The sequence below is a fragment of the Herbaspirillum sp. WGmk3 genome, assembly GCF_023952535.1.
Taxonomy (GTDB): Bacteria; Pseudomonadota; Gammaproteobacteria; order Burkholderiales; family Burkholderiaceae_D; genus Herbaspirillum; species Herbaspirillum huttiense.
Genome location: NZ_JAKYWT010000001.1, coordinates 1332568 through 1358313, shown reverse-complemented (window position 1 = coordinate 1358313; position 25746 = coordinate 1332568). Strand labels below are relative to the sequence as shown.

The following is a 25746-nucleotide window of genomic DNA, read 5'->3' as shown; positions in this document are numbered from 1 at the left end:
ATGATGCTGCCTGCCGCAGCACGCCCATGCGCTCGCGTGCTGCGTGCGGATGGCGTTTCTGGCATGGATATTGCTGAAAGGAATGGGGTTGCTGCCGTGCTGCCGACGTCCTCTTCAGGGCTTCCTGCGAGGTGCGAAACCCTCCTCATTGCGTCGGATCGTGGTACCGCCGCCATGAGGGTTTCTGCGGATTGCCAGACCGGGCGCCATATGTCGTACAATGCGCCCGCCGACAGTTGCGCTCGGGTAATTTGCCAGTCTGCGCTTCACCGAGGGGGTGGTCATCGCCAGAGGTCGCCAGTGGTGGAGCAAACAAAGCTGGCAAAGAACTGTGTTAGCACACAGAATAGGCGACACGGCAGAGAACAATAACAGGCTCGTCAATACGGCCGGCCAGCCCGGTAGGGGCAGCGCGCAAGCGGATTCGCTACCAGGCCATTTGAACCGTTACGTAAAAAATTTTTCCAGGAGGTCACACAATGAAGTTATTGAAGCTAGCAGGGGTTTTGGTTGGGGCAAGCGTACTGATGAGCTCGGTGCATGCTGAGGAATTCACCGGCCGTCTGAAGAAGATCAAGGACTCGGGCACCCTGACGCTGGGCGTGCGCGATTCGTCGATTCCCTTCTCCTATCTGGACGACAAGCAGTCCTACCAGGGCTACTCGATCGACCTGTGCCTGAAGGCCGCGACCGCGATCCAGAAGAAGCTGGGCCTGACCTCGCTGAACATCAAGATGGTGCCGGTGACCTCGGCCACCCGCATCCCGCTGATCGCCAACGGTACCACCGACATCTCCTGCGACTCCGCGACCAACAACCAGGAACGCTGGAACCAGGTGGCCTTCTCGGTGACCGAGTTCGTGACCGCCAACAAGTTCCTGTCCAAGAAGTCGGCCAACCTGAAGACGCTGGATGACCTGAAGGGCAAGACCGTGGTCTCGACCTCCGGTACGTCCAACCTGAAGCAGATCACCGCACTGAACGCCGAACGCAACCTGGGCATGAACATCCTGGCTGCCAAGGACCACGCCGAAGCCTTCCTGATGGTGGAAACCGGCCGTGCCGCGGCCTTCGTGATGGACGACATCCTGCTGTCCTCGCTGGCCGCCAACTCCAAGGCCCCGGCTGACTACCAGGTTTCCTCGGAAGCCCTGTCGGTCGAGCCGTACGGCCTGATCCTGCCGAAGGGCGACAACGACTTCAAGAAGGTCGTCGACGAAGCCCTGACCGTGGTCTACAAGGGTGACGACATCAAGAAGATCTACGCGAAGTGGTTCCAGTCGCCGATCCCGCCCAAGGGTGTCAACCTGAACGTGCCGATGAGCCCGCAGCTGCAAGCCGTTCTGGCCAAGCCGACCGACTCCTACGATCCGGCTGCCTACGCTGCCGTGCCGGAAGCGCAGAAGAACCTGGGCAAGAAGAAGTAAAAGCGCATTGCTTCGTGCAATCGAACGAAACGGGGGCCTGTCCCCCGTTTTGTTTAGCCGGAACTGTCCCGCTTGCCTTGCGGCAATGCCGGGGTGGCCAAGGCGCTGAACCAACAAGAAGCGGCGCGGCATTTGCCTGGTGACCGCGCCCGAGAACACAGACTTCGAACCACAGACGAGGCCATTTATGCATTACAACTGGAATTGGGGAATCTTCTGGGAGATGTCTCCCGATGGCATCCCCTACATCGACACGCTGCTGGCGGGCCTGAAATGGACCCTGGCCACAGCCGCCTGCGCCTGGATCATGGCACTGATCCTGGGCACCATCTTCGGTACCCTGCGGACCACCACCAAACCTTGGGTGGTGCGCATTGCCAACGGCTACGTGGAACTGTTCCGCAACATTCCGCTGCTGGTCCAGATGTTCCTGTGGTATTTCGTGATGCCGGAACTGCTGCCCAGCGCCATCGGTGACTGGATCAAGAGCCTGCCGGATGCGTCCTTCGTGACCGCGACCCTGGCCCTGGGTTTCTTCACCTCTTCCCGTGTGGCCGTGCAGGTGACCACCGGCATTCAGGCGCTGCCGCGCGGCCAGCGCATGGCGGGTGCCGCCCTGGGCCTGACCCCGGTGCAGACCTATCGCTACGTGCTGCTGCCGATGGCCTTCCGCATCATCATCCCGGCACTGACCAACGAGTTCGCCGCCATCATCAAGAACAGCTCGGTGGCACTGACCATCGGCCTGGTGGAACTGACTGCCGCAACCTACTCGATGCGCGAATTCACTTTCCAGACCTTCGAGGCGCTCAGCGGTGCCACGATCATCTATCTGATCATTTCCGTGATCGCGCTGTTGATGGCGCGCCTGCTGGAAAAGGTCACCGCCGTTCCGGGCTACATCACCGGCGGCAGCACCAGCGCAGGAGGGCATTGATCCATGTTCAGCAATTTCGATTTCGACGTCATCCAGCGCTCGTGGGTCTACCTCTTCACGACCGGCCTGAAGTTCACGCTCATCCTGACCTTCTCGGCCATGCTGGGCGGGATCATCCTGGGCACGCTGCTGGCCATGATGCGCCTGTCGTCCAACAAGCCGCTGTCGTTCATCGCGACCACCTACGTCAACCTGATCCGCTCCATTCCGCTGGTGCTGGTGATCTTCTGGTTCTACTTCCTGGTGCCCTTCATCGGTGCCTGGATCATTGGTGCCTCCGAACCCATCCAGGTCGGTGCGTTCCAGTCGGCCCTGATCACCTTCATCCTGTTTGAAGCCGCGTATTATTGCGAGATCATGCGTTCGGGCATCCAGTCCATTCCGCGCGGGCAAGTGTTCGCCGGCTATGCGATCGGCATGAACTACTGGCAGATGATGGGCAACGTGGTGCTGCCGCAGGCCTTCCGCAACATGACCCCGATCCTCCTGACACAGACCATCGTGCTGTTCCAGGACGTCTCGCTGGTCTACGTGCTGGGCTCGGTTCCGGACTTCGTGACCAGCGCTTCCAAGATCGCGCAGCGTGATGGCCGCCTGGTGGAAATGTATCTCTTCGTGGCCGTGGTGTATTTCGTGCTGAGCTTTGGCCTGTCGCAACTGGTCAAGCGCTTCCAGAAGAAGATCGCCATCATCCGCTAAATGTTTTTGACGGCTGCCGCCCGCGCTTTGTGGCGCCAGGCTGGCGGCCAGTGAATCCAGAATTCAGAAATCCAGGAGAATCAAATGATCGAACTCAACAATGTCAGCAAGTGGTACGGCAGCTTCCAGGTCCTGACCGACTGCTCGACCTCCGTCAAGAAGGGCGACGTGGTGGTGGTGTGCGGCCCGTCCGGTTCCGGCAAGTCCACGCTGATCAAGACCGTCAACGGCCTGGAGCCGTTCCAGAAAGGCACCATCACCGTCGATGGCGTCTCCGTCGGCGACCCCAAGACCAACCTGTCCAAGCTGCGCGCGCGCATCGGCATGGTGTTCCAGAACTTCGAACTGTTCCCGCACCTCTCCATCCGCGAGAACCTGACCATCGGCCAGATCAAGGTGCTGGGCCGCTCCAAGGAAGAGGCTACTGAAAAGGGCCTGAAGTACCTGGACCGCGTGGGCCTGCTGGCGCACAAGGACAAGTTCCCCGGCCAGCTCTCCGGCGGCCAGCAGCAGCGTGTGGCGATTGCCCGCGCGCTGTCGATGGACCCGATCGCCATGCTGTTCGATGAACCGACCTCGGCGCTGGATCCGGAAATGATCAATGAAGTGCTCGACGTCATGGTCGGCCTGGCCCAGGAAGGCATGACCATGATGGTCGTGACCCACGAAATGGGCTTTGCCCGCAAGGTCGCCAACCGTGTGGTGTTCATGGACAAGGGCTTGGTCGTGGAAGATTGCGCCAAGGATGAGTTCTTCGCCTCGCCGCGTTCGGAACGCGCACGCGACTTCCTGGCCAAGATCATCACCCACTGATCGCGCGCATTCGCATCGCGGCAAGGGCTGCCCCGGCAACGGGGCGGCCCTTGTCGTTTGTGCCAGGTCAAAAGCGGGTCAGGGCTTGCCCTCCGGGGTGCTTGACGGCTACGGTAGAATGTCGCCCTTGAAGACATCGCGGCTGGCTCTCCACAGCCCGCATCCGCCGGGATGCCTTGCCTGATCCGTAATCCTCAGACCGACACCACTCCAAGACCGAAAGATCCGCAATGAGCAATGTACTGACCATCACCCGCCCGGACGACTGGCACCTGCACCTGCGCGACGGCGCCACCATGCAGGACGTGCTGCCGCATACGGCACGCCAGTTCGCACGCGCCATCGTCATGCCCAACCTGAAGCCGCCGGTGACCACCACCGCGCAGGCCGGTGCGTATCGCGATCGCATTCTGGCCGCCTTGCCCGCAGGCATGTCCTTCGAGCCGCTGATGGTGCTCTACCTGACCGACAACACCCCGCCCGAGGAAATCCGCCGTGCCAAGGAAAGCGGCTTCGTCAAGGCCGTGAAGCTCTATCCGGCCGGTGCCACCACCAACTCCGACGCCGGCGTGACCGACCTGTCGAAGTGCTACAAGACCCTGGAGGTGCTGCAGGAAGTGGGCATGCCCTTCCTGGTCCACGGTGAAGTGACCGATCCCGAGATCGACCTGTTCGACCGCGAAGCGGTCTTCATCGAGCGCATCATGAAGCCGCTGCGCCAAGCCATGCCGGAACTGAAGGTGGTCTTCGAGCACATCACCACCAAGGAAGCGGCCGACTACGTGCTGGCCGGCGAAGGCCCGACGGCCGCTACCATCACGGCGCACCATTTGCTGTTCAACCGCAACGAGATCTTCAAGGGCGGCATCCGTCCGCACTACTACTGCCTGCCGGTCCTCAAGCGCGAGACCCATCGCAAGGCGCTGGTGGCGGCAGCCACTTCGGGCAATGACAAGTTCTTCCTCGGTACTGATTCGGCCCCGCACGCCAAGGGGGCCAAGGAGCACGCCTGTGGCTGCGCCGGCTGCTACACCGCGCTGCATGCGCTGGAGTTGTATGCCCAGGCCTTCGACAGCGCCGGTGCACTGGACAAGTTCGAAGCCTTCGCCAGCTTCAACGGTCCGGACTTCTACAACCTGCCGCGCAATACCGGCACCGTCACCTTGCAGCGCGAGACCTGGGCCATTCCCGCCGAGCTGCCCATGGGCGATGCCACGGTGGTGCCGCTGTCGGCGGGCGAACAGATCCACTGGAAGATGGTCTGATCCGTTTCAGGGATCAGCCGTATTCCTTCGTCCCCGGTCCGCGCGCCCAGGCGGCGCGGCCGGGATGTCCATCACAACGAGAGAAAGGCGAGCTGTATGCAAGTCGTCGATGAACTGATTACCGATTTCGACAAGGCGCTGCGCGTGATCAGCGGCGTGGTGTTCGAGAGCCGTCCCAACCCGGGACGCGGCCTGCCGGACGGTGTCATGAACGAGGCCGAGAAGCGCCACGCGGCCGGGCTGATGCGGGTCAACAACGTGGGCGAGGTCTGTGCCCAGGCGCTCTACGACGCCCAGGGCCGCTTCGCCCAGACGGAAGATATCAAAGCGGCCTTCAGGCGCGCCGGCATCGAGGAAGAGGATCACCTCGCCTGGACCGCCGAACGCCTGCGCGAACTGGGGTCGCATACCAGTTTGCTCAATCCGCTGTGGTATGGCGGCGCCTATGTGCTGGGCAGCATCGCCGCACGGCTGGGCGATGCGCGCAACCTGGGCTTCGTCTCCGAGACCGAGCGCCAGGTCGAGCACCACCTGCTGGGCCACCTGGACAAGCTGCCGGCCCAGGACAACCGCTCGCGCGCCATCGTCGACCAGATGCGCCTGGATGAGATCGAGCACGGGCAAGCCGCCCGTGACCTGGGTGCAGCCGAGGTGCCGGCGCCGGTGCGCGGGTTGATGAAGGCCATGGCCAAGGTCATGACTACGGTGGCTTACCGGATCTGAATCCGGAAGACAGCCGGATCGCCGGACAAGAAAAAAGCGGCCTCGGCCGCTTTTTTCTTGCTGCATCCTGTTTCCGGATCTTACTGCTGCTGGACGGCTGCAGAGGACGTATCGGTGAGGTCGTCGATGATCTCGAAGGAGTGCGTGATCTCGGCCGTCTTCTCCAGCATGATCGAGGCCGAGCAATATTTGTCGTGGGACAGCTTGATGGCGCGCTCGACCACGTTGGTCTTGAGGTTGCGGCCACGCACGGTGAAGTGGAAATGAATCCTGGTGAACACCTTGGGATCGGTCTCGGCGCGCTCGGATTTGAGGGTCACGTCGCAGCCGCGCACGTCCTGGCCGCTCTTGCGCAGGATCACCACCACGTCATAGGCGGTGCAGCCACCGGTACCGGCCAGCACCACTTCCATCGGACGCGGGGCCAGGTTGCGGCCGCCGCCATCGGGCGCGCCATCCATCGTCAGCAGGTGGCCCGAACCGGTTTCCGCCGTGAAGGTCATGCCGGACAAGCCGGTCCAACGTACTGTGCATTCCATCTGTCTCGTCCCAATCGGTTCAATGAAGCTGCGTATTGTAGCTTTTGACGCGCATACCTGCAGCCGGTGCAGGGGATGGCATGTGAAGCTCCGTGATTTTTGCGCTGCGGAAAAATTGTCGAATTAGTATTCATCTATCGCATTTCGACTGTGCTTTCGGCAACTTGTAACCCAGCAGTGACGCCGCTTGCAGACAGTTACAAATTTATTCGCCTCGCGTTATTGCGTTGCACAAACCGCTTTGCTATATTGAATTCAACGGAAGTTTTTGCAGCACGTAACGATGTCTCCTCCACCCTCCTCATTGGTGTGGATTAAACCCGGAACCTCAGTGTCCGGGTTTTTTTTGTCCTTTTTTCGCCAAGCTTGGCCAAAGTGCGACGCAAAGTTGTGCCACCGGCAATGAAATGCAGTCTTCCAGCGATAAAACCCCGGCAAATTGCCGGATTGACGCCACAATCCCCCGAAACCTTTTGACGCTAAGTCCTTGAAAAGGCTATACTTGCCGGCTTTCCCATGCGCTCGGGAAGATAAAAGGATGAGTCCGCGAAGCGAAGTACCCAGGACAGCAGGCATCCGCCGGCTGGCCCGCATGAGCGGAACCGCCATTTGAGCGTTTATATACTGATAGAGAAAGTCAAACATGAAGACCTTTTCCGCTAAAGCCCATGAGGTTCAGCGCGAGTGGTTCGTGATTGACGCGACGGACTTGGTCCTCGGACGTGTTGCCAGCGAAGTGGCACTCCGACTGCGCGGCAAGCACAAACCCGAATTCACTCCGCACGTCGATACCGGTGACTTCATCGTCGTCGTCAACGCAGGCAAGCTGCGCGTGACCGGCACCAAGGCCACTGAGAAGACCTATTTCCGCCACAGCGGTTATCCGGGCGGCATCTACGAAACCAACTTCCTGAAGATGCAACAGCGTTTCCCCGGCCGTGCGCTGGAGAAGGCCGTCAAGGGCATGCTGCCCAAGGGTCCGCTGGGCTACGCCATGATCAAGAAGCTGAAGGTTTATGCAGATGGCAACCATCCGCACGCCGCGCAGCAACCGAAACCCCTCGCCCTCTAAGGAACAGACATGATCGGTAACTACAATTACGGAACCGGCCGTCGCAAGAGTGCAGTGGCGCGTGTTTTCATCAAGGCAGGTTCGGGCAACATCATCGTCAATGGCAAGCCCGCCGCTGAGTACTTCTCCCGCGAAACCGGCCTGATGGTGATCCGTCAGCCGCTGGAACTGACCGGCAACGTCGAACGTTTCGACATCAAGGTGAACGTCCACGGTGGCGGCGAATCCGGCCAGGCCGGCGCTGTTCGCCACGGCATCACCCGCGCCCTGATCGACTACGACGCCGGCCTGAAGTCGGCTCTGTCGAACGCAGGCTTCGTCACCCGTGACGCGCGTGAAGTCGAACGTAAGAAGGTTGGTCTGCGCAAGGCACGTCGCGCAAAGCAATTCTCGAAGCGTTAATCGTTTCTTGTATTACGGAAAGCCGTCGGCATCTGTGCCGGCGGCTTTTTGCTTTTATGCGTTGTCGCTGCAGGTGTGGCTTGCTTGCGCAACGTCTCGTAGTGTGACGATAATTTCGGCTATTTGCGGAAATTACTGTCCGAGCGGAAATCAGCGGGAAATATTCTCCTGCTAAAATTGACCGCTTTTCAGCGTGCCCTGCACGCGCGTCCGGCGCTCGCACGCCACGGCGTTTTCTCTTCGCCTTTTCTCGCAAGGAACAGACATGATCAAGGTAGGTATCGTTGGCGGAACCGGTTACACCGGCGTCGAATTGCTGCGTATTTTTGCGACTCACCCGCAAGCCCGGGTGGAGGCCGTGACCTCGCGCAAGGAAGACGGCATGCTGGTATCCGAGATGTATCCCTCCCTGCGCGGCCGCGTCGATGTGGCCTTTTCCTCGCCCGACAAGGCGCGCCTGACCGACTGCGACGTGGTCTTCTTCGCCACCCCGCACGGCGTGGCCATGGCCCAGGCCCCGGAACTGGTGGCCGCCGGCGTGAAGGTGATCGACCTCGCCGCGGACTTCCGCATGCAGGATGTGGCCGCCTTCGAGAAGTGGTACAAGCTGCCGCACAGCTGCACTGACCTGCTCAAGGAAGCCGCCTACGGCCTGCCCGAACTGAACCGTGAGGCCATCCGCAAGGCGCGCGTGGTGGGCAATCCTGGCTGCTATCCGACCACCATGCAGCTGGGCTTCGCACCTCTGCTGAAGGCCGGCGTGATCGATGCCTCGCACCTGATCGCCGACTGCAAGTCCGGCGTCTCCGGTGCCGGTCGCAAGGCGGAACTGAGCCTGCTGTTCTCGGAAGCCTCGGACAACTTCAAGGCTTATGGCGTCTCCGGCCATCGCCACTCGCCCGAAACCATCGAACGCCTGTCGCACCTGACCAGCGACAAGGTCGGCCTGCTGTTCACGCCGCACCTGGTGCCGATGATCCGTGGCATGCATTCCACCCTGTACGCCCGCCTGAGCAAGGACATCGACAACGCTGCCCTGCAGGCCCTGTTCGAAGACGCCTACAAGGACGAGCCCTTTGTCGACGTGCTGCCCTTCGGTTCGCATCCAGAGACCCGCACCACGCGCGCTTCCAACATGCTGCGCCTGGCCGTGCATCGTCCGGACAATGGCGACACGGTGGTGGTGCTGGTGGTCCAGGACAACCTGGTCAAGGGTGCTTCCGGCCAGGCCGTGCAGTGCATGAACCTGATGTTCGGTCTGGAAGAAACCAGCGGCCTGCAGCAGGTCCCGGTCCTGCCGTGAAGTACCGCTTGTGGCGTCGGCGCATGACGATTTCTGCGCCGAAGATGACCATCAAGCGCCATCTGCCGCTGCCGCTGCTGATCCTTCTGTGGGCAGCGGTGGTGGCCGTGGGCGCGGCGGCGGCGGTCTGGACTTACCAGCTCGGCCGCAACAACCTGCCCGGCCTGCATGGCGATGCCGGCGAGCAGATCGAGCAGCTGAGCGAACAGGTCAAGAAGCTGACCGCGGAAAATGAGCGCTTGCAATCTGCCTCCAACGCGTCGCAAAATGAACTGAAGATTGCCCAGACGGCGCAAGCCACGCTGGCGACCCAGGTCAAGAACATGGAGGCGGAAATCAACCGCCAGAAGGAAGATCTGGCCTTCTTCGACAGCCTGCTGCCGACCAACCTGGGCGCACCCGGCATCACCATCCAGCGCTTCAAGGCCGAACAAGCCGCGCCCAACCAGCTGCGCTATCGCGTGCTGGTCATGCAAGGTGGTGGGGGAACGCAACAGTTTGCAGGAAACCTGCAGCTTAGTGTCAATATGGTGCAGGGCGGCAAAGGTGTTACCATCAACTTCCCGGAAGGCAATTCCGCTGACCAGGCGCGCTATCGGCTCGCATTCAAGTATTACCAGCGGGTCGAAGGCCTGCTGACCATTCCCGAAGGTGCCATCGTGAAGTCGGTGGCAGTCCGAGTTCTCGACCGCGGCCAGGTGCGTGCCCAGCAGTCGGTAGATCTGTGAGGTGATTCCATGTTTACACGCAAGACCAAAAGCACGATCGACAGCCTGATCGGCATGTCCACCAGCATCACGGGCGATGTCGGCTTCAAGGGCGGCCTGCGCATCGACGGCGCCATTACCGGCAACATCAACGCCGAAACCGGCCAGCCCAGCGTGCTGGTCATCTCCGAGCACGCCAAGGTGGTCGGCGAGGTGCGCGCGGCACACCTGATCGTCAACGGCGAGATCGTCGGCGATGTCCACTCCACCGAACTGCTGGAGCTGCAGCCCAAGGCTCGCATTACCGGCAATGTCTTCTACAAGGCGCTGGAGATGCATGGCGGGGCACTGGTCTCCGGCAAGCTCAGCCATGACCAGCAGGTCGAGACGCCGGTGCTGAAGCTGGCTGCATCGTCGGAAGCATGAAAATCCGCAAGCGCTTATAATGGCTTTATCGATCTAATGTATTGATCCGCCTCAAGCCCAGCAGGAGCCCGAAATGAATGCCGTAGCCGAACTGCAACAAACCGACATGCCCGCCCCGATCAACTTCAGCGACAGCGCAGCCGCCAAGGTGGCCCAGCTGATCGAGGAAGAAGGCAATCCCGACCTGAAATTGCGCGTCTTCGTGCAGGGCGGCGGTTGCTCGGGTTTCCAGTACGGTTTCACCTTTGATGAAATCGTCAACGAAGACGACACCACCATGAGCAAGAACGGCGTCCAGCTGTTGATCGACTCGATGAGCTACCAGTACCTGGTGGGCGCCGAAATCGACTACAAGGACGACCTGGAAGGCGCGCAATTCGTCATCAAGAACCCGAACGCCACGACCACTTGCGGTTGCGGCTCTTCGTTCTCGGTGTAAGCGCTGCCATACTCCCCGCCTGGCGCAGCCTTGCGGGGAGATGAAGAAAAAGGACGCCTCGGCGTCCTTTTTTCATGTCCAGAACCTTCATATCGCCCTGGAGCCACCGTGCAGCGGGCATTTCCGGGAACGGCCAGGCGCCACCGGAACTGCCCGCTCCAGCCTCAGCCCAGTTCGGTGAAGGCCTTGGCCGCAGCGGTGATGGTTTCCTCGATGATGGCATCGCTGTGCTGGGCCGACACGAAGCCGGCCTCGAAGGCCGACGGCGCGAAGTACACGCCCGCATCCAGCATCTTGTGGAAGAAGCGGTTGAAGCGTTCCTTGTCGCCCTGCATCACCTCGGCATAGCTGGTGGGCACCTTGACATCGAAGTAGAGGCCGAACATGCCGCCGATGGCATCGGCTGCGAAGTTCACGCCGGCTGCCTTGGCGGCAGCGGCGAGGCCATCGGCCAGCTTGCGGGTCTGGGCCGTCAGATGGGTGTAGAAGTCCGGCTGCTGGATGATCTTCAGGGTCGCCATGCCGGCCGCCACCGTTACGGGGTTGCCCGAGAGGGTACCGGCCTGGTAGACGCCACCCAGCGGTGCCAGATGCTTCATCACCTCGGCGCGGCCACCGAAAGCGGCCACCGGCAGGCCGCCGCCGATTACCTTGCCCAGCGCCGTCAGGTCGGGAACGATGCCGTTCAATTCCTGGGCGCCGCCACGGGCCACGCGGAAGCCCGACATCACTTCATCGAAGATCAGGATGGCGCCGTATTCGGTACACAGGCGGCGCATGGTGCGCAGGAATTCATCCGAAGCACGCACCAGGTTCATGTTGCCCGCCACCGGTTCCACGATCACGCAGGCGATCTCGTTGCCGGCATTCTTGAAGGCCTCTTCCAGCTGGGCGGCGTTGTTGTAGTCCAGCACCAGGGTGTGCTTGGCGAAGTCTTCAGGGACCCCGGCCGAGGTCGGATTGCCGAAGGTCAGCAAGCCGCTGCCTGCCTTCACCAGCAGGGAGTCGGCGTGGCCGTGGTAGCAGCCTTCGAACTTGATGATCTTGTCGCGGCCGGTGGCGCCACGGGCCAGGCGCAGCGCGCTCATGGTGGCTTCGGTGCCGGAGGAGACCAAGCGGATCTGCTCGATGGAGGGCACCAGCTTGATGATCTCTTCGGCCATCTCGATTTCAGCCTCGGTCGGTGCACCGAAGGACAGGCCGCGTGCAGCTGCCTGCTGTACCGCCTTGACCACTTCCGGATGGGCGTGGCCGACGATGGCCGGGCCCCAGGAGCCGATGTAGTCGATGTAGCGCTTGCCTTCGGCATCCCAGAACCAGGGGCCTTCGGCGCGTTCGATGAAGCGCGGGGTGCCGCCTACCGAGCGGAAGGCGCGAACCGGGGAATTGACGCCGCCCGGCGTACTTTGCTGGGCGCGGGCGAACAGGGATGCATTGGTCTTGGTCATGAGTGTGCGGACGATACCGTCCGGATGCAGTGAATCAGTTGATGGAAGGCGGCGCGTCCAGATCGGCGGGATCTTCTGATTCGCGCGCCCAGAAATAGCGGTCGGGCAGCAGCTTGCCCATGCCGATGCGCTGCGCATTGGCCAGCGCGGCCAGTGTGAACTCCTGCGCTTCGGACGCCGCCAGCGGCACTTCCAGGTCATTGGCCAGCATCGCTGCCATGGCCGCCGAGAGCGTGCTGCCGGCACCGACGAAGGAGCCCGGCAGGCGCGGCCAGGCATCCTGGCGCACCAGGCCGGATTCGTCGAAGAGCGAATTGGCCACTTCCTGCAGGTCGGTCTGGGTATTGGTCACCAGCAGGTATTCGCAGCCCATCTCGATGATGCGCATGGCATCGAGCTCCAGCGCATCGCCCGGCACGGGTTCGCGCCAGGTCTCGGCCAGGCGGGTCAGTTCACCGGCCGAGCAGATCAGCACCGTGGCCTGCGGGATCAGCAGTTCGCGAATGGCGATCAGGCGATCATCCTCGTCTTCCTGGTTGGCCAGAGCGCTGATGAAGGGATCCAGGATCAGCGGCACGTCGGGATAGTCGGAGACGATCTCGGCAATCACCGAGATGTTCTCGATGCTGCCCAGCGCACCGACCTTGAAGGCGGCCACGGCCATGTCTTCGAGGATCACGCGGGCCTGGTCGGCGACCCAGTCGACGTCGACCACCTGCACGTCTTCGACGCGGGCGGTGTCGCCGATGAGCAAAGCCGTCACCACCGACAAACCGTGGCAGCCCATGGCGGCGAAAGTGGCGAGATCGGCCTGGACGCCCGTGGCGCCGACCGGATCAGCTGCGCCGAAGCTGAGGATGAGGGGAGGAGTTTGGTTTTGCACGTCGAGTAGATTAAGATAGCTGACTTAGCATTTTACTTGATTGATTTTAGGGATAGTCAGCCGTGACGAATAGCAGCCAAACCGAATTCAAAACCTGGATGTGCCTGATCTGTGGTTGGATCTACGACGAAGAAGCAGGCCTGCCCGAAGAAGGCATCGCCCCGGGCACCCGCTGGGACGACGTGCCCATCAACTGGACTTGCCCGGAATGCGGCGCCCGCAAGGAAGATTTCGAGATGGTCGCCATCTGATCGCCTCCTGATCGCCTGCACCGCCGCCGACGGCTTCGGCATTGCGTCCCGCGGCCATCTGCCCGGCAGTACGCTGGCGGCGCTTCCTTAGCCGGAAGTTGCCGCTCACCCTCCTGTTTTCCCGCCTTACGGGATTTGATCTACATCAAACTCTCGCTTTGTCACGGTTTTCGTCGCGTTTTCCCATCATTTTTTTCTGCCTGCTGGTGCCATGTCTTTGCCGGGCGGAAAAGCAGCGAACTTTTCTGGGTAAAATCTCTTCCAGTACCAGCTTTGCCCGCATGACCGGATAACAGGACGCACAGACGTCCGCCCGGCCCCTGTACGGCATCTCCCCCGACGGTCTTGTCCATTGAGCCCAGCCCCGCCATCGCGCCGCTGGCCCGCTTCGGCGTGCGCGCAAGCGTGCGGCGGCATGGCCTTTCTTAACCGTTTCATGAGGGCTGGTATGCCACACACCAAGGATTTCGTCATCAACGCGCCCGCCGCCCGCAGCTTTCCCGGCCTGCCGGAGCGCGAGGGACTGGAGCAGTTCCAGGCTTCGCTGCTGGCGCGCATGGCCGCTTCCGACAACGAAAGCATGCGCTCGCGCCGCCTGGCGGTGGCCATGGGCGAACACTGCTATCTGGTCCCGCTGGCTCAGGCCGGCGAGATCGTACCGCTGTCCGGCCTTGCCATCACCCCCGTACCCGCCACCCGCGACTGGTTTCGCGGCCTGCTCAACATCCGCGGCAGCCTGATCGGCCTGGCCGATCTCATGGGCTTGGCCGGTGCCGTCCCCCAGGAAATCGGCCGCAGCAGCCACGTCCTGCTGCTGGCTCACGGCCTGGCACCGCAATGCGGCTTGCTGGTGTCAAGGGTATTGGGCCTGCGAGACATCACAGAAATGACGCAAATATCGAAAAATTACGATGCGGAAATTCCCTTGCTGGGCCTTGCCGGACGTTATAAAGACAGCGGTGGTCAGCAATGGGATGAACTGGACCTGTCGCTGCTGAGCCAGGACAGCCGTTTTCTGCAGATCGGCCGCTAGCCGCTGTGCCGCAAGCGACGCCGAGGCGGCCTCTGCAAGCCACTGCAGCAGCAGGCCTGAAAATCAGAAAAACCTGAGAAATCCAGAAGATCTGCGAGATCTGTAAAGAGGGAATAGGAACGCCGGCCATGGAACCGACCTTGCCGTATCTGTCGAAAAAGAAGCGCCCGGCCGCCCCTGGGTCCGGCACCGGGAGCGCTGCCGTGGCCGGAGACGATCCAGGCCGGTCGGCCGGGCAGGGCGGCACTGGCCTGCGCCTGCCCTGGCTGCACCGTTATTCCCTGCGTACCCAGACCAGGGTGCTGCTGGGCGTGCTGGCGCTGTCGCTGGCGGCCCTGTGCCTGTTCATGTGGCTGGGCGCGCGCCTGTACCTGCTGGCGACCCTGCAGACCAACCTGGCCTCGGATCTCGTGATGCATTCCCAGCGCATCGGCAAGGCCGTGCCCAATGCCATCCAGGGCAATCCCCAGGCCTTCGTGCAGCTGGCGCAAAGCCGGCTCGAATTCAATCGTGGCCTGCTGCTGCTGAGCAGCGGCGGACCGCATCAAGGGCAGAACATCGGCCTGCCCGATCCGGCGCTCAAGCCGGCGCTGGACAACGTGGCCCGCATGTGGCGTCGTACCGATCTGGCCGCCGAGACCATCCTCGGCATGGAAAAGGAATTGACCGGCTTCGGTACCACGCTCAAGCGCCTCAACCAACTGCTGCCCGTGATGCTGGACCTGAGCGAGCAGATCGCCATGCTGCAGTCACAGGGCCGGCCCACCACGCGCGAGATGGCCGCCGCCAGCCAGCTGGTGATGCTGACCCTGCGCCTGGGCCGCAGCTCCAATGAGTTCCTCACCTCCGACGGCGTCAATGCGGAAACTGCCTTCATGCTCGGCAAGGACATCACCGCTTTTGGCGACCTGTTGAAGAGCCTGCTGGAAGGCAATGAGATGCTGCGCCTGCGCGCCGCCACCGATGCCGACCTGCGCAGCAAGCTGCAGGAACTCACGCGGGTCTTTGGCGAGTACCAGCCGCAGATCGCCGGCATCCTCGGCAACCTGCAGAATTTCATCGCGGCCAAGCGCTCCGAGCAACTGGTGTTCATGGAAAACGAAACCTTGAAACGCCACCTCACCGAATTGCAGGAGGCCTACCGTGTCGCCCTGAAAGCGCGCTCCTGGACCTTCTGGGCCGTGCTGTGCGCCATGGCAATGGCCCTGCTCAGTGCCATCGGCATCGCCCTGGTGCAATTGCAGAGCAGCCGCAACAATGCCGCCGCCGCCGAAGCCCGCCGCCAGGAAGCCGAACTGCAGCGCCAGCTGGCCCAGCAGGAAGAAGAAAAGGCCATGCGCGCCAATCACCTGACCCAGGCTGCCGTGCTGCGCCTGATGACCGAGCTGCAGCGCGTGGCCGATGGCGACCTGACGGTGCACACCACGGTCTCGGACGACGTCACCGGTGCCATTGCCGATTCCGTGAACTACACCGTGGAAGCCCTGCGCGGGCTGGTCGAACAGGTCACGCAGATGGCCGCCAAGGTGGCCTGGAGTTCCGAACACGTGCGCGGCACCACCACCGAGCTGGGGGCCGCTGCCCGTGCGCAGGCCCGGCGCATCCAGCGCATCGCCCAGGCCATGCTGGAAATGTCCAACCAGATCACCGGCATCTCGGTGTCGGCCGATGAATCCGCTGATGTGGCCCGCCACGCCGTGGTGGTGGCCGAGCGCGGCGCGCGTGCCGTGGAAGATGCGGTCAAGGCCATGGATGGCATCGGCGAGCAGATCCGCGAGACCTCCGAGCGCATCAAGCGTTTGGGCGCGTCCTCGCAGATGATCGGCGAGATCACCGACCTGATTTCGGATATCACTGAACGCACCAATGTGCTGGCCCTCAATGCCGCCATCCAGGCAGCGTCGGCGGGCGAGGCCGGGCGCGGCTTCTCAGTGGTGGCCGAGGAGGTGCAGCACCTGGCCGAGCGCTCCAGCGCCGCCACGCGCGAGATCGGCGCGCTGGTGCGCATGATCCAGGCTGATACCCGCGACGTGGTGGTGGCCATGGAAAAATCCACCAATGGCGTCACCGATGGTGCCGTGCTGTCGGACGCGGCCGGCAGCGCCCTGGCCGATATCCGCAGCGTCTCCAAGCGCCTGGCCGACCTGATCCAGGGCATGGCGGTATCGACCCGCGAACAGGCGGTCTCGGCCAATGGGGTGGCCCAGCAGATCCAGGGCATCCTGAGCGAGAACGACATCATCGAGCAGAGCCGCGAACAGGTCGCCTCGCTCTATGAAGAACTGTGGGATGCGGCGCGCCAGCTGGAAAGCTCGGTCTCGCGTTTCCGCGTCAAAGTTTCCTGAGCCGGTGCTGCTGCCATGATCCTCGGTACCGACAACGCAACAGTCCAGACTCAGGCCGGATCCGGCATCCGGTCCGGCGCGGGCGATGAGCGTCTGCGCGAGACTCTGCGTCCGCTGCTGGCCATCGTGCGCCAGCAAAGCGCCGCCTGGTGTGCCCGCCTCGACCAGCAGCAAGCGCGTCCCGGCCTGCCGGCACTGGCCCTGCGTACGCTGGCGGCGCTGCGTGACTATGCCGGTGCCAGCGGTGCCGCTGCCTTTGCCTCCTCCGCCTCGGCACTGCTGGAGACCTTGCAGCAGCAGGGCAGCGATGGCAGCTCACACGCAGGCACCCGCAGTCTGCTGGAAGCCGGCATCCATTCCCTGGCCAGCCAGCTGGAAGGCCCGCTTGCCCCGGCCAGCGAACCGCAGGCACCGGAGCTGATCGATCCACTCCTGCTGCCGGTCTTCCTGGAAGAAGCACAAGAGCTCATCGCCGGTATCGGCGAGACCTTGCTGGTGCTGTCGGAGGGCGGACATCCTGGTGCGGTCGATGCCAGTCTGCTGGCCGAACTGGCGCGCCCGCTGCATACGCTCAAGGGCAGTGCGCGCATGGTGGGGGCCTTGCACCTGAGCCGCTGCCTGCACGACATGGAAGGAGCCCTGCAGCGTCTCGGCGAGGGCAGCCCGGCCCCCCGGAGCGTGGCGGCGCTGCTGGCCTTGTATGACCAGGCCGTGGAGCATTTCAGTACGCTGGAACAGGGCATGGTCACGTTGTCCGCAGCCGGCACACAGGCCGCCCCTTCCACCTTGCCCGGCACCGCAGCGGCAGAGGGGCGGCTGACTGCGCCCTTGGTCCGTATCCGTACCACCGTGCTGGACAAGCTGCTGAATCAGGTAGGTGAAGTTTCCATCAGTCGTGCCCAGCTGGACAACGAAATCGGGGCCCTGCAGGGCGACGCACGCCTCTTGGGTGAAGATCTGGACGCCATGGCACAGCAGCTGCAGCGATGGCAGCGCAGTTGGGAGCAGGGCAGCCTGCAGCCCCGGGACGAGGCCGCGACCGGTCTGACCGAACTGGCCAAGGCCATGGAAGCCGCCCTGAGTGCTGCCGTGGCGCGCCAGAAGCGGCTGCTGCAACGGGTGGTGAGAACCCGCGAAGGCCTGCGCCAGCAAGGCCGCACCACGCGCGAGCTGCAGCAGGAGCTGATGCATGCGCGCATGGTCAAGTTCAACAGCATGGAGCCGCGCATGCAGCACCTGGTGCGCCAGGTCGCGGCTGAAACCGGCAAGCCACTGGTACTGGACCTGTCGGACTGCCGGCTGCAAATCGACCGCGCCATCCTGGAACGCCTCATGGGCCCGCTGGAGCACCTGTTGCGCAATGCCGCCGTGCATGGCATCGAAGAAGCGCCGGTGCGCCGCGTGGCCGCCAAGCCGCCCAATGGCTGCCTGCGCATCCAGGCGGGGCACGAGGGCAATGAAGCCGTCATCCGCGTCAGCGACGACGGCCGCGGGCTGGACCTCGCCGCGATTCGCCACAAGGCGATGCAACGCGGATTGCCGGGCGTGGAACAGTGGAGCGAAACGCGCCTGGCCGAGCTGATCTTCGAACCCGGCTTCAGTACGCAATCGCAAGTCTCTGCCCTGGCCGGACGCGGCATCGGCATGGATGTGGTGCGCGCCGAAGTGGCGGCACTGGGCGGGCGCATGACGGTGCATTCGCGGCCCGGCCAGGGCGTGCTATTCACGCTCTACCTGCCGCTCTCGCTGGCGGTGCAGCAGGTCTGCCTGCTGCATCACGGGCAGCAGCAGTACGCCATTCCGTCCACCCTCATCGACAGCGTCATCCAGTTGCGCAGCGACCAGGCGCGCCAGGCTCTGGCGCGGCGCGCGCTGGAGGTCCATGGCCGCGAGCTGCTGCTGCATCCGCTGCACGTCCTGCTGGACGAGCCGCCGCCGGTGCCGCTGCCGGGCACCAGTGATGCCGGTTCGGCCTTTGCCTTGCTCATCAAGAACGGCGATGAACTGATGGTCATCATGGCCGACCACGTCAGCGGCAACCGCGAAGTGGTGGTCAAGCCGGTCGGGCCGCAGGTGGCGACCTTGGCCGGCATGGTCGGGGCCACCGTACTGGGGGATGGGCAGATCGTGCTCATCATCAATCCGCTGCTGCTGGCCGGCTCGCGCCGCGTCGATGGCAGCGGCCGGGCGGCGGGCGTACAATAGCGGGCTTTGGCTGCGCGGCTGGCACGCCTGCCATTTGCCCCTGCATCGTCTTTCGCCCGAGGTCCGTCATCGACTCCACACTCGTCTCCATCCTGCTGGCCACCACCCTGGCCGGCGTGGTCAGCATTACCGCTGCGGCGGTGTTCTCCTTCGCGCTGCTGTCGAAGGTGGTCGAGCGCATGGTCAGCCTGTCGGTGGGCATCATGCTGTCGACCTCGCTGTTGCATGCGCTGCCGGAAGCCTTTGAATCGCAAGCCGAACCGCATACGCTCTTCGCGGTGCTGCTGGGTGGCCTGCTGGTGTTCTTCCTGCTGGAGAAGACGGCCATCCTGCGCCACTCGCACCACCACGAAGACGATGGCCACGGCCATCACCACGGTCACGACAAGAAGGAAGCCGGCAAGGCCGGCTGGATGATCCTGGTCGGCGACGGCCTGCACAATTTCACCGATGGCATCCTGATTGCGGCGGCTTTCCTGGCGGATCCGCACCTGGGCCTGGTCACCGGACTGGCCATCATCGCGCATGAGATCCCGCAGGAAATCGGTGACTTCATCGTGCTGCTCAATGCCGGTTTTTCGCGCACCCGCGCCTATGTCTACAACCTCATCTGCAGCCTGATGGCGGTGGCCGGCGGCGTGCTGGGCTACTGCATGCTAGAACGCGGCATGGAGTGGATACCCTTCGTGCTGGTGTTCGCCTCTTCGGGCTTCATCTACATCGCCGTTTCCGATTTGATGCCGCAGATGCAGCGCCGCGCCACGCTGCGCGAGACGATCCCGCAGGTGATCCTGATTGCAGCGGGCGTGCTGATCGTGCTGGCACTGACGCATCAGGCGCACGTTCACTGAGGGCATCCGACTGCGCGGACGCGTCGCGTTGCCGGCGCAATATCCAGCGCATGCCCACGCTGCAGACCAGGCCCAGCAGGCCGAAGAACAACAAGAGATCCTGGAGCACGATCCATCCTTTCATCGCCTGAAGGCGGGGTTGCGGATGGCTTCACTGTAGGGGTGCCGCGCGCGGTACGCCAATATCAAATCAGCCGGCCCGCCATCTCGAAACGAGATGGATGCGCCGGCGAAACCGGGCAGGGGAGAACAGCATGATTTCCATCCGGCAGTTGCGCTACTTCGTCGAGATCGTCGAGGCACGCGGCTATACCCGCGCGTCCGAGCGCCTCTTCATCGCGCAATCAGCGTTGAGCCGCCAGATCAAGGAGCTGGAAGCAGACCTCGATGTGCTGCTCATCAAGCGCGAGGCCAAGGCCTTCGAGCTGACCCAGGCGGGCCAGGATTTCTATGAACGCAGCCGCCGCATCCTGCTCGACCTGGACCGCGCGGTAGCGCAGGCACGCACCATCGGCAAGGGCGAGCACGGGGCCTTGCGCCTGCTGCACTCCAGCTCGGTGCCGCTGTCGGCACCGCTGGGTCCGACCCTCAATGCTGCGTTGAAGGATTTCCCCGGCATCTCGCTGGAAATCTCGCAGGCTCCCTCCGAATACCAGGCCCGCGAGATCGTCGAAGGCAGTGCCGATATCGGCCTGGCGCGTTTGCCCATCCTGCGCGCGCATCCGAATCTGGAGAGCACCGTGCTCTACCGTGAGCGTCTGGTGGCGGCCGTACCTGCCACCCATCGACTGGCCGCGCGCAGCGAAGTGGAGATTGCGGAATTGCGGGATGAATTCTTCGTGACGGTGCCGCACCGCGATCGCGGCGGGCTGAGTTATCTGGTGGCCGAGCGCTGTATTGCGCACGGTTTCTATCCGCGTGTGGCGCGTGCCACCTCGCGCAAGAATTCCTTGCTGAGCCTGGTCAATGCGGGCTTCGGCATCGCTGTCGTACCGCAGAGCATGGCCAGTATTTCACTCTCGGCGGGCGTCAGTTTTCCCGCGCTCAAGGATGCCGATTTCCATTCGGAGGTGGCCCTGCTGCGCCGACGCGATGCGCCGGCCATGGTGCAGCAGTTCGTGGAAGCTTTCGTGACCCGCCTGCAGGAGGCGGGGATCACGGGAATGACAGGTATCGTTGCGCCCGACCTGCCATAGGGTGCCGCACGCCTCCCTGCAAGGATCAGTTGCCGGTGGCCACCGGACGCTGCGGATCGGAGCTCCATTCGCTCCAGGAACCCGGATACAGATGCGCGCCCGGCAAGCCCGCCACTTCCAGCGCCAGCAGGTTGTGGCAGGCGGTCACGCCGGAGCCGCATTGCATGACCGCAGCCTGCGGATCACCCACCACCGACAGCCATTCCTCGCGCAATTGCGTGGCACTCTTGAAGTGGCCATCAGCCTGCAGGTTGTCCTTGAAGAAGCGGTTCTTCGCGCCCGGAATGTGCCCGCCCACTGCATCGATGGTTTCGTTCTCGCCACGGAAGCGATCCGGTGCGCGCGCGTCGACCACTTGCAGGGTTTGGCTCTTGAGATTGTCGAGCAGGGCTTGCGCATCCACGGTCTTGACCAGCGAGGACAGATCCTGGATGTTGCCCGGCGCAGCCGGTGCCGGCGTCTCGCTGGTCAGCGTTTCGCCCAGCGCCTGCCAGGCCGCCATGCCGCCATCGAGCACGGCCACGTCGCTGTGGCCGATCCAGCGCAGCAGCCACCACAGGCGCGCGGCATACATGCCGCCATGAGCGTCATACGCGACCACTTGCGTGTCATTGTTGATGCCCAGGTCGCGCATCGCCTGCACGAACTGCTGGCGGTCCGGCAGCGGATGGCGGCCATGGAAGCGGCCGGCGGCATCGGTCTTGGGACCGGAGAGCAGTTCATCCAGATGGGCGAAGCGGGCCTGCGGAAGATGGCCGGCGGCATAGGCTTCACGGCCGTAGGCGGGGTTGGTCAGGTCGTGACGGCAGTCCACGACCACAACGTTCAGATACTGCGCACGCGATTTCAATTCGCTGGCGCTGATGAGGGTCTGGTAGGTCATGCGGCTCTCCTTTTGTTCATAAGCCCTGCAAGCGGGCAGGATTCAGGGATTCATGGATTCCTGGATTCAGACTTCGGTGGCGATCGGGTCCACCTTGGGTACGTTCTTGGCCACGGCCTGGCTCTTGCGCTGGTTGCGATAAGTCGCCAGCATGCCGCTGGCCAGGATGATCGCCATGCCCAGCCAGCCTATCCAGCCCGGCGCATCATCCCAGATCAGCACGCCGAAGAGGCTGGAAAAGACGATGCCCGTGTATTGCAGGTTGGCCGTCACCAGGGTATTGCCGAGCCGGTAGGCGCGCGTCATGGCGATCTGCGCCGTGGTGGCCGTCAAGCCTATCATGAGCACCAGCAGCGCACCGATCCAGGAGTGGCTGTGCCACAGCGGCACGCGTCCCGTCACCACGCTGCCGACCAGGCCGGCCAACACGCCCGTGGCAGAAAAGTAGAACACCACGCGGTACTCCGGTTCCCCCAGCAGGCCCAGCTTGCGTACTTGCAAGTAGACCAGTGCCGAGAGCACACCTGAGGCCAGCGAGATGGCACCGCCCAGCAACTGCTCGGCATTGAGCGATGGGCGCATCAGCAGTGCCACCCCGAGGAAGCTCAGCGCCACCGTGCCGGCCAGGCCCCATTCGAATTTCTTGTGGCCCTGCCACCAGCCGGCCACGAACAGCATCACCGCAATCCAGATCGAGGACATGTAGTTCAGCGTGGTGGCCGTGGCGATCGGCAGCAGGCTGAAGGAATAGAACCACATCCACAGCGAGACCACGCCCACACCGCCGCGAATGAAGTGATCGCGCGGGAAAGGCGTGCGCAGCGTACCCCCGCGCAGGCGGATCAGGCAGAGGATGAAGAGCACGCCGATCACGCCACGGCAGAGCACGATCTCGGAGGTCGTGTAGTACTGGCTGGCGAGCTTGACGCACACGCCCATGACGGCAAAGAGGAATGAGGCGACGAGCATCCAGAGCGATTGCATGGCGGCGGTTCAGTAGTGTGAGGGGAGAGTGGGGAAGGCGCACGCGTGGCGAGCACCAAATAAAACGGCAGCCCCGGCGTGAACCGGGGCTGCCGTCTTGCAGCTGGAGCGGGAGGGGCGGATGCGGGAGGGCGGGCGACAATGACGGCGCAGACTACGTCCGTCGTGAGCTTGCCGCGATGCCTGCATCTGCTTTCCCCCCTGCGCGGCCTGTTGGCCTGTTTATGGTGTGCTGGTTCCTTGCGGCACGTCCAGTTGCTGGCGATACCACTCGTGGAAGTGCTGCATGCCATCTTCCATGGGCGACTGGTAGGGACCGACTTCGCTGGTGCCGCGATCCATCAGTATACGACGGCCGGCATCCATGCGCAGGGCGATCTCGTCATCCTCGACGCAGGTCTCCATGTAGGCGGCGCGCTCGGCTTCCACCAGCTCGCGCTCGAACAGGGCGATCTCTTCCGGATAGTAGAACTCCACCACGTTGGTGGTCTTCTGCGGACCGGTCGGCCAGAGCGTGGACACGACCAGCACGTGCGGATACCACTCCACCATGATGTTGGGGTAAAGCGTGAGCCAGATGGCACCGTACTTGGGCGGCTTGCCGTTGGAGAACTGCAGCAGCTTTTCCTGCCACTTGGCATAGGTCGGCGAGCCGGACTTGATCAGGCCGTGGTTCACGCCAACGGTCTGCACGCTGTAGTCGCGGCCGAATTCCCACTTCAGGTCGGAGCAGCTGACGAAGTTGCCCAAGCCAGGATGGAAGGGCTCGACGTGGTAATCCTCCAGGTAGACCTCGATGAAGGTCTTCCAGTTGTAGTCGCACTCGTGCACTTCGGTGTGGTCGTACAGGTAGCCGGAGAAGTCCAGATCGCGCGTCACGCCCAGGTTCTTCAGCTTGTCGGCGATGTTGACGCCGTTGTTCTCGAACAGCAGGCCATTCCAGCTTTGCAGCGGGGTCTTGGACAGGTTCATGCACGGCGTCTCGCCGAAATGCGGCGCGCCGATCAATTCGCCCTTCAGATCATAGGTCCAGCGATGCAGGGGGCAGACGATGTTGCTGGCGTGACCGCGGCCATCGAGCATCTTGGCCTGGCGGTGGCGGCAGACGTTGGACAGCAGTTCAATGCCCTGCGCATTGCGCACCAGCATGCGGCCTTCGTTTTCCCAGGGCAGCGTGGAGTAGTCGCCAGCTTCGGGCACCATCAGCTCGTGGCCGACGTAACGAGGTCCCTGCTGGAAGAGTTGTTTCAGTTCCCGCTGATGGAGCGGTTCGTCAAAGTAGACGTGGACTGGAAGTTGCGCGTTTGAACGCGCCAATTTGGCAAAAGTAGCAAGATCGGACATTTCCGCCCCCAAATTAATTTGCACCAACCTAAGGAAGAAAATCCGCAAAAACCTGTGTTCAAATAATATGAAGAGGAAATTTTGGACAGAACCGAGGATTATGCCACAAAACCCCCATAAGGGGCCGGGTTTTGTGGCCAAAATGCCAGTAAATTGGCCGAATTTACAAGCTCGGCTCGAAATCCGCTGACATTTCCACGCCCTCGATTGACTTGGGCATCGCCGGTTTGTTCTAAAATACCGGGTTGGAATTTTGAATGGGTCGATATGCCTAGAACCTCTGCCGCTGCTTCCTCTGCTGCCGCCTCTGCGGCGAGCGCCGCCTTGCCTGCTTCTTTCGAGGAAGCGATGGAAGAGCTGGAGCAGCTCGTGGCCCGCATGGAAGCCGGCGAACTGCCGCTGGAAGCCTCGGTGGCTGCCTACAAACGCGGCTCCGAACTGGTGAAGTTCTGCGCCGGCCAGCTCGACAAGGTGGACAGCCAGGTCAAGCTGCTCGAAGGCGACATGCTCAAGCCGTTCAATGCGGCGGACGCTGCTGGCGGGGACGACTGATGAATGCACAGATGCCGGCCGCCAGTGCGCAGGCCCCGCTGACGTTTGCCGACTGGATGCGCCAGGTGCAGGGCGGCATGGAAGACGTGCTGGACCGATTCCTGCCCGCGACCTCGGTGGTGCCGGCGCGCCTGCACGAACCCATGCGCTATACCGCCATGGATGGCGGCAAGCGCGTGCGTCCGTTGCTGGTCTATGCTGCCGGGGACATCTTCGATACCCCGCGCGCGCTGCTGGACCGGGCTGCGGCGGCCGTGGAGATGATCCACGTGTATTCGCTCGTGCATGACGACATGCCCTGCATGGATGACGATGCCCTGCGCCGTGGCAAGCCCACGGTGCACGTACAGTACGATGAAGCGACTGCGCTGCTGGTCGGCGATGCGTTGCAGGCGCAGGCCTTCGATACCTTGTCGGCCCCGCTGGAGGCCGAGCTGGGCAAGAGCGATGCCGGCGTGACGGCACGTCAGCTGCGCATGGTGAACCTGCTGGCCCAGGCGGCCGGTTCGGTGGGCATGTGCGGCGGCCAGGCCATCGACCTGGCCAGCGTGGGCATGACCCTGTCGCTGGCCGAGCTGGAACAGATGCATCGCCTGAAAACCGGTGCCCTGCTGCGCGCAGCGGTGCTGCTGGGCGCGCTGGGCGGCAAGGCGCTCAGCGCCGACGAGAGCGCAGCGCTGGACGAGTATGCGCGGGCCATCGGCCTGGCCTTCCAGGTGGTGGACGACATCCTCGATGCCACGGCCGACTCGGCCACGCTGGGCAAGACGGCCGGCAAGGATGCGGCGGACAACAAGCCGACCTATGTCTCGATCCTGGGCCTGGCCGAATCGCAGGCGCTGGCCGAGAAGCTGCGCGGCAATGCCCACGCGGCGTTGGCACCCTTCGGCGAGAAGGCCCGCCGCCTGCGCGAGCTGGCCGACCTGATCGTGCAGAGAAAGACTTAAGCGACGTAACCCGGCATGAAGACGGACCGCGCGGCATGTGCCAGGCGCGGCCTTCAGACCCCAACACGGTAA

General features: G+C 63.1%; 27 protein-coding genes. 20 read left to right on the top strand and 7 right to left on the bottom strand.

Features of this window, described 5'->3' with window-relative positions:
* The first annotated feature begins 479 nt into the window (after positions 1 to 479).
* From MKD49_RS05910 to coq7, 6 genes are all read left to right on the top strand, one after another.
* A complete protein-coding gene (locus MKD49_RS05910) occupies positions 480 to 1427 on the top strand; it encodes an amino acid ABC transporter substrate-binding protein (protein ID WP_039786891.1) in 948 nt (315 codons plus the stop codon).
* Between the two features lie 187 nt (positions 1428 to 1614).
* Positions 1615 to 2364, top strand: a complete 750-nt coding sequence (locus MKD49_RS05905) for an amino acid ABC transporter permease (RefSeq protein ID WP_252695738.1) — start codon at positions 1615 to 1617, stop codon at positions 2362 to 2364.
* Positions 2365 to 2367: 3 nt separating this feature from the next.
* Positions 2368 to 3063, top strand: coding sequence for an amino acid ABC transporter permease (locus MKD49_RS05900; protein WP_039786895.1), 696 nt, complete (start codon positions 2368 to 2370; stop codon positions 3061 to 3063).
* Positions 3064 to 3147: 84 nt separating this feature from the next.
* The gene (locus MKD49_RS05895; RefSeq protein ID WP_008331909.1) at positions 3148 to 3876 is read left to right on the top strand and encodes an amino acid ABC transporter ATP-binding protein; all 729 of its coding nucleotides are present in this window, start codon (positions 3148 to 3150) and stop codon (positions 3874 to 3876) included.
* Between the two features lie 230 nt (positions 3877 to 4106).
* Complete coding sequence (gene pyrC, locus MKD49_RS05890; protein ID WP_121043855.1) at positions 4107 to 5141, top strand: dihydroorotase; 1035 nt, start codon at positions 4107 to 4109, stop codon at positions 5139 to 5141.
* Positions 5142 to 5237: 96 nt separating this feature from the next.
* Complete coding sequence (gene coq7 / locus MKD49_RS05885; RefSeq protein WP_034329872.1) at positions 5238 to 5864, top strand: 2-polyprenyl-3-methyl-6-methoxy-1,4-benzoquinone monooxygenase; 627 nt, start codon at positions 5238 to 5240, stop codon at positions 5862 to 5864.
* A gap of 80 nt (positions 5865 to 5944) precedes the next feature.
* Here coq7 and MKD49_RS05880 read toward each other — a convergent pair whose 3' ends face one another.
* Together MKD49_RS05880 and MKD49_RS05875 are read right to left on the bottom strand one after the other, a co-directional pair.
* A complete protein-coding gene (locus tag MKD49_RS05880; RefSeq protein ID WP_252695737.1) occupies positions 5945 to 6403 on the bottom strand; it encodes an OsmC family protein in 459 nt (152 codons plus the stop codon).
* 255 nt (positions 6404 to 6658) lie between these two features.
* Positions 6659 to 7048, bottom strand: a complete 390-nt coding sequence (locus MKD49_RS05875) for a hypothetical protein (RefSeq protein ID WP_134136562.1) — start codon at positions 7046 to 7048, stop codon at positions 6659 to 6661.
* Between MKD49_RS05875 and rplM the strand changes: the two genes are divergently transcribed.
* The 6 genes from rplM (at position 7047) to erpA (ending at position 10752) form a co-directional block, all read left to right on the top strand.
* Positions 7047 to 7475: a 50S ribosomal protein L13 gene (gene rplM / locus MKD49_RS05870; RefSeq protein WP_013235788.1), complete on the top strand. Its 429-nt coding sequence runs from the start codon at positions 7047 to 7049 to the stop codon at positions 7473 to 7475. The genes MKD49_RS05875 and rplM overlap by 2 nt on opposite strands.
* 9 nt (positions 7476 to 7484) lie before the next feature.
* Entirely contained in the window at positions 7485 to 7877 is a 393-nt protein-coding gene (rpsI, locus tag MKD49_RS05865) for a 30S ribosomal protein S9 (protein ID WP_006461968.1), read from the top strand.
* 265 nt (positions 7878 to 8142) lie between these two features.
* Positions 8143 to 9180 (top strand): N-acetyl-gamma-glutamyl-phosphate reductase, encoded by a 1038-nt coding sequence (gene argC / locus MKD49_RS05860; RefSeq protein ID WP_252695736.1) that lies wholly within the window; start codon positions 8143 to 8145, stop codon positions 9178 to 9180.
* Between the two features lie 23 nt (positions 9181 to 9203).
* The gene (locus tag MKD49_RS05855; protein ID WP_121044014.1) at positions 9204 to 9908 is read left to right on the top strand and encodes a DUF6776 family protein; all 705 of its coding nucleotides are present in this window, start codon (positions 9204 to 9206) and stop codon (positions 9906 to 9908) included.
* A 9-nt stretch (positions 9909 to 9917) separates the two neighbouring features.
* Entirely contained in the window at positions 9918 to 10313 is a 396-nt protein-coding gene (locus MKD49_RS05850; RefSeq protein ID WP_039786903.1) for a polymer-forming cytoskeletal protein, read from the top strand.
* A gap of 73 nt (positions 10314 to 10386) precedes the next feature.
* Positions 10387 to 10752, top strand: a complete 366-nt coding sequence (gene erpA / locus MKD49_RS05845) for an iron-sulfur cluster insertion protein ErpA (protein WP_008331898.1) — start codon at positions 10387 to 10389, stop codon at positions 10750 to 10752.
* A 164-nt stretch (positions 10753 to 10916) separates the two neighbouring features.
* Here erpA and hemL read toward each other — a convergent pair whose 3' ends face one another.
* Complete coding sequence (gene hemL / locus MKD49_RS05840) at positions 10917 to 12200, bottom strand: glutamate-1-semialdehyde 2,1-aminomutase (protein ID WP_252695735.1); 1284 nt, start codon at positions 12198 to 12200, stop codon at positions 10917 to 10919.
* A gap of 34 nt (positions 12201 to 12234) precedes the next feature.
* Positions 12235 to 13083 (bottom strand): bifunctional hydroxymethylpyrimidine kinase/phosphomethylpyrimidine kinase, encoded by an 849-nt coding sequence (locus MKD49_RS05835; RefSeq protein ID WP_039786906.1) that lies wholly within the window; start codon positions 13081 to 13083, stop codon positions 12235 to 12237.
* A gap of 98 nt (positions 13084 to 13181) precedes the next feature.
* Between MKD49_RS05835 and MKD49_RS05830 the strand changes: the two genes are divergently transcribed.
* The 6 genes from MKD49_RS05830 to MKD49_RS05805 all read left to right on the top strand — a co-directional run bounded on the left by MKD49_RS05830 (position 13182) and on the right by MKD49_RS05805 (position 20964).
* Positions 13182 to 13334, top strand: a complete 153-nt coding sequence (locus tag MKD49_RS05830; RefSeq protein WP_006461975.1) for a rubredoxin — start codon at positions 13182 to 13184, stop codon at positions 13332 to 13334.
* Positions 13335 to 13782: 448 nt separating this feature from the next.
* The gene (locus tag MKD49_RS05825; RefSeq protein ID WP_209582367.1) at positions 13783 to 14367 is read left to right on the top strand and encodes a chemotaxis protein CheW; all 585 of its coding nucleotides are present in this window, start codon (positions 13783 to 13785) and stop codon (positions 14365 to 14367) included.
* A gap of 128 nt (positions 14368 to 14495) precedes the next feature.
* On the top strand, positions 14496 to 16712 hold the full coding sequence (locus tag MKD49_RS05820; protein WP_252695734.1) for a methyl-accepting chemotaxis protein: 2217 nt from the start codon (positions 14496 to 14498) through the stop codon (positions 16710 to 16712).
* Between the two features lie 15 nt (positions 16713 to 16727).
* Positions 16728 to 18917, top strand: coding sequence for a chemotaxis protein CheA (locus tag MKD49_RS05815; protein WP_252695733.1), 2190 nt, complete (start codon positions 16728 to 16730; stop codon positions 18915 to 18917).
* A gap of 116 nt (positions 18918 to 19033) precedes the next feature.
* The gene (locus MKD49_RS05810; protein WP_252695732.1) at positions 19034 to 19768 is read left to right on the top strand and encodes a ZIP family metal transporter; all 735 of its coding nucleotides are present in this window, start codon (positions 19034 to 19036) and stop codon (positions 19766 to 19768) included.
* A 254-nt stretch (positions 19769 to 20022) separates the two neighbouring features.
* Positions 20023 to 20964 carry a LysR family transcriptional regulator gene (locus MKD49_RS05805; protein ID WP_252695731.1) on the top strand — a complete coding sequence of 314 codons (942 nt, stop codon included), beginning with the start codon at positions 20023 to 20025 and terminating at the stop codon, positions 20962 to 20964.
* Positions 20965 to 20989: 25 nt separating this feature from the next.
* On the opposite strand, the gene MKD49_RS05800 is transcribed toward MKD49_RS05805, so the two are convergent.
* The 3 genes from MKD49_RS05800 to MKD49_RS05790 form a co-directional block, all read right to left on the bottom strand.
* Positions 20990 to 21847: a sulfurtransferase gene (locus MKD49_RS05800; RefSeq protein ID WP_252695730.1), complete on the bottom strand. Its 858-nt coding sequence runs from the start codon at positions 21845 to 21847 to the stop codon at positions 20990 to 20992.
* Between the two features lie 66 nt (positions 21848 to 21913).
* On the bottom strand, positions 21914 to 22831 hold the full coding sequence (locus MKD49_RS05795; protein WP_034330513.1) for a DMT family transporter: 918 nt from the start codon (positions 22829 to 22831) through the stop codon (positions 21914 to 21916).
* 222 nt (positions 22832 to 23053) lie between these two features.
* A complete protein-coding gene (locus MKD49_RS05790; protein ID WP_209582374.1) occupies positions 23054 to 24175 on the bottom strand; it encodes an aromatic ring-hydroxylating dioxygenase subunit alpha in 1122 nt (373 codons plus the stop codon).
* 267 nt (positions 24176 to 24442) lie between these two features.
* Here MKD49_RS05790 and MKD49_RS05785 point away from each other — a divergent pair, with 267 nt between their 5' ends.
* Both MKD49_RS05785 and MKD49_RS05780 read left to right on the top strand, forming a co-directional pair.
* Complete coding sequence (locus tag MKD49_RS05785; protein ID WP_051156416.1) at positions 24443 to 24727, top strand: exodeoxyribonuclease VII small subunit; 285 nt, start codon at positions 24443 to 24445, stop codon at positions 24725 to 24727.
* On the top strand, positions 24727 to 25674 hold the full coding sequence (locus MKD49_RS05780) for a polyprenyl synthetase family protein (RefSeq protein WP_252695729.1): 948 nt from the start codon (positions 24727 to 24729) through the stop codon (positions 25672 to 25674). Before MKD49_RS05785 ends, MKD49_RS05780 begins: the two co-directional genes overlap by 1 nt.
* The last annotated feature ends 72 nt before the right edge of the window (positions 25675 to 25746 follow it).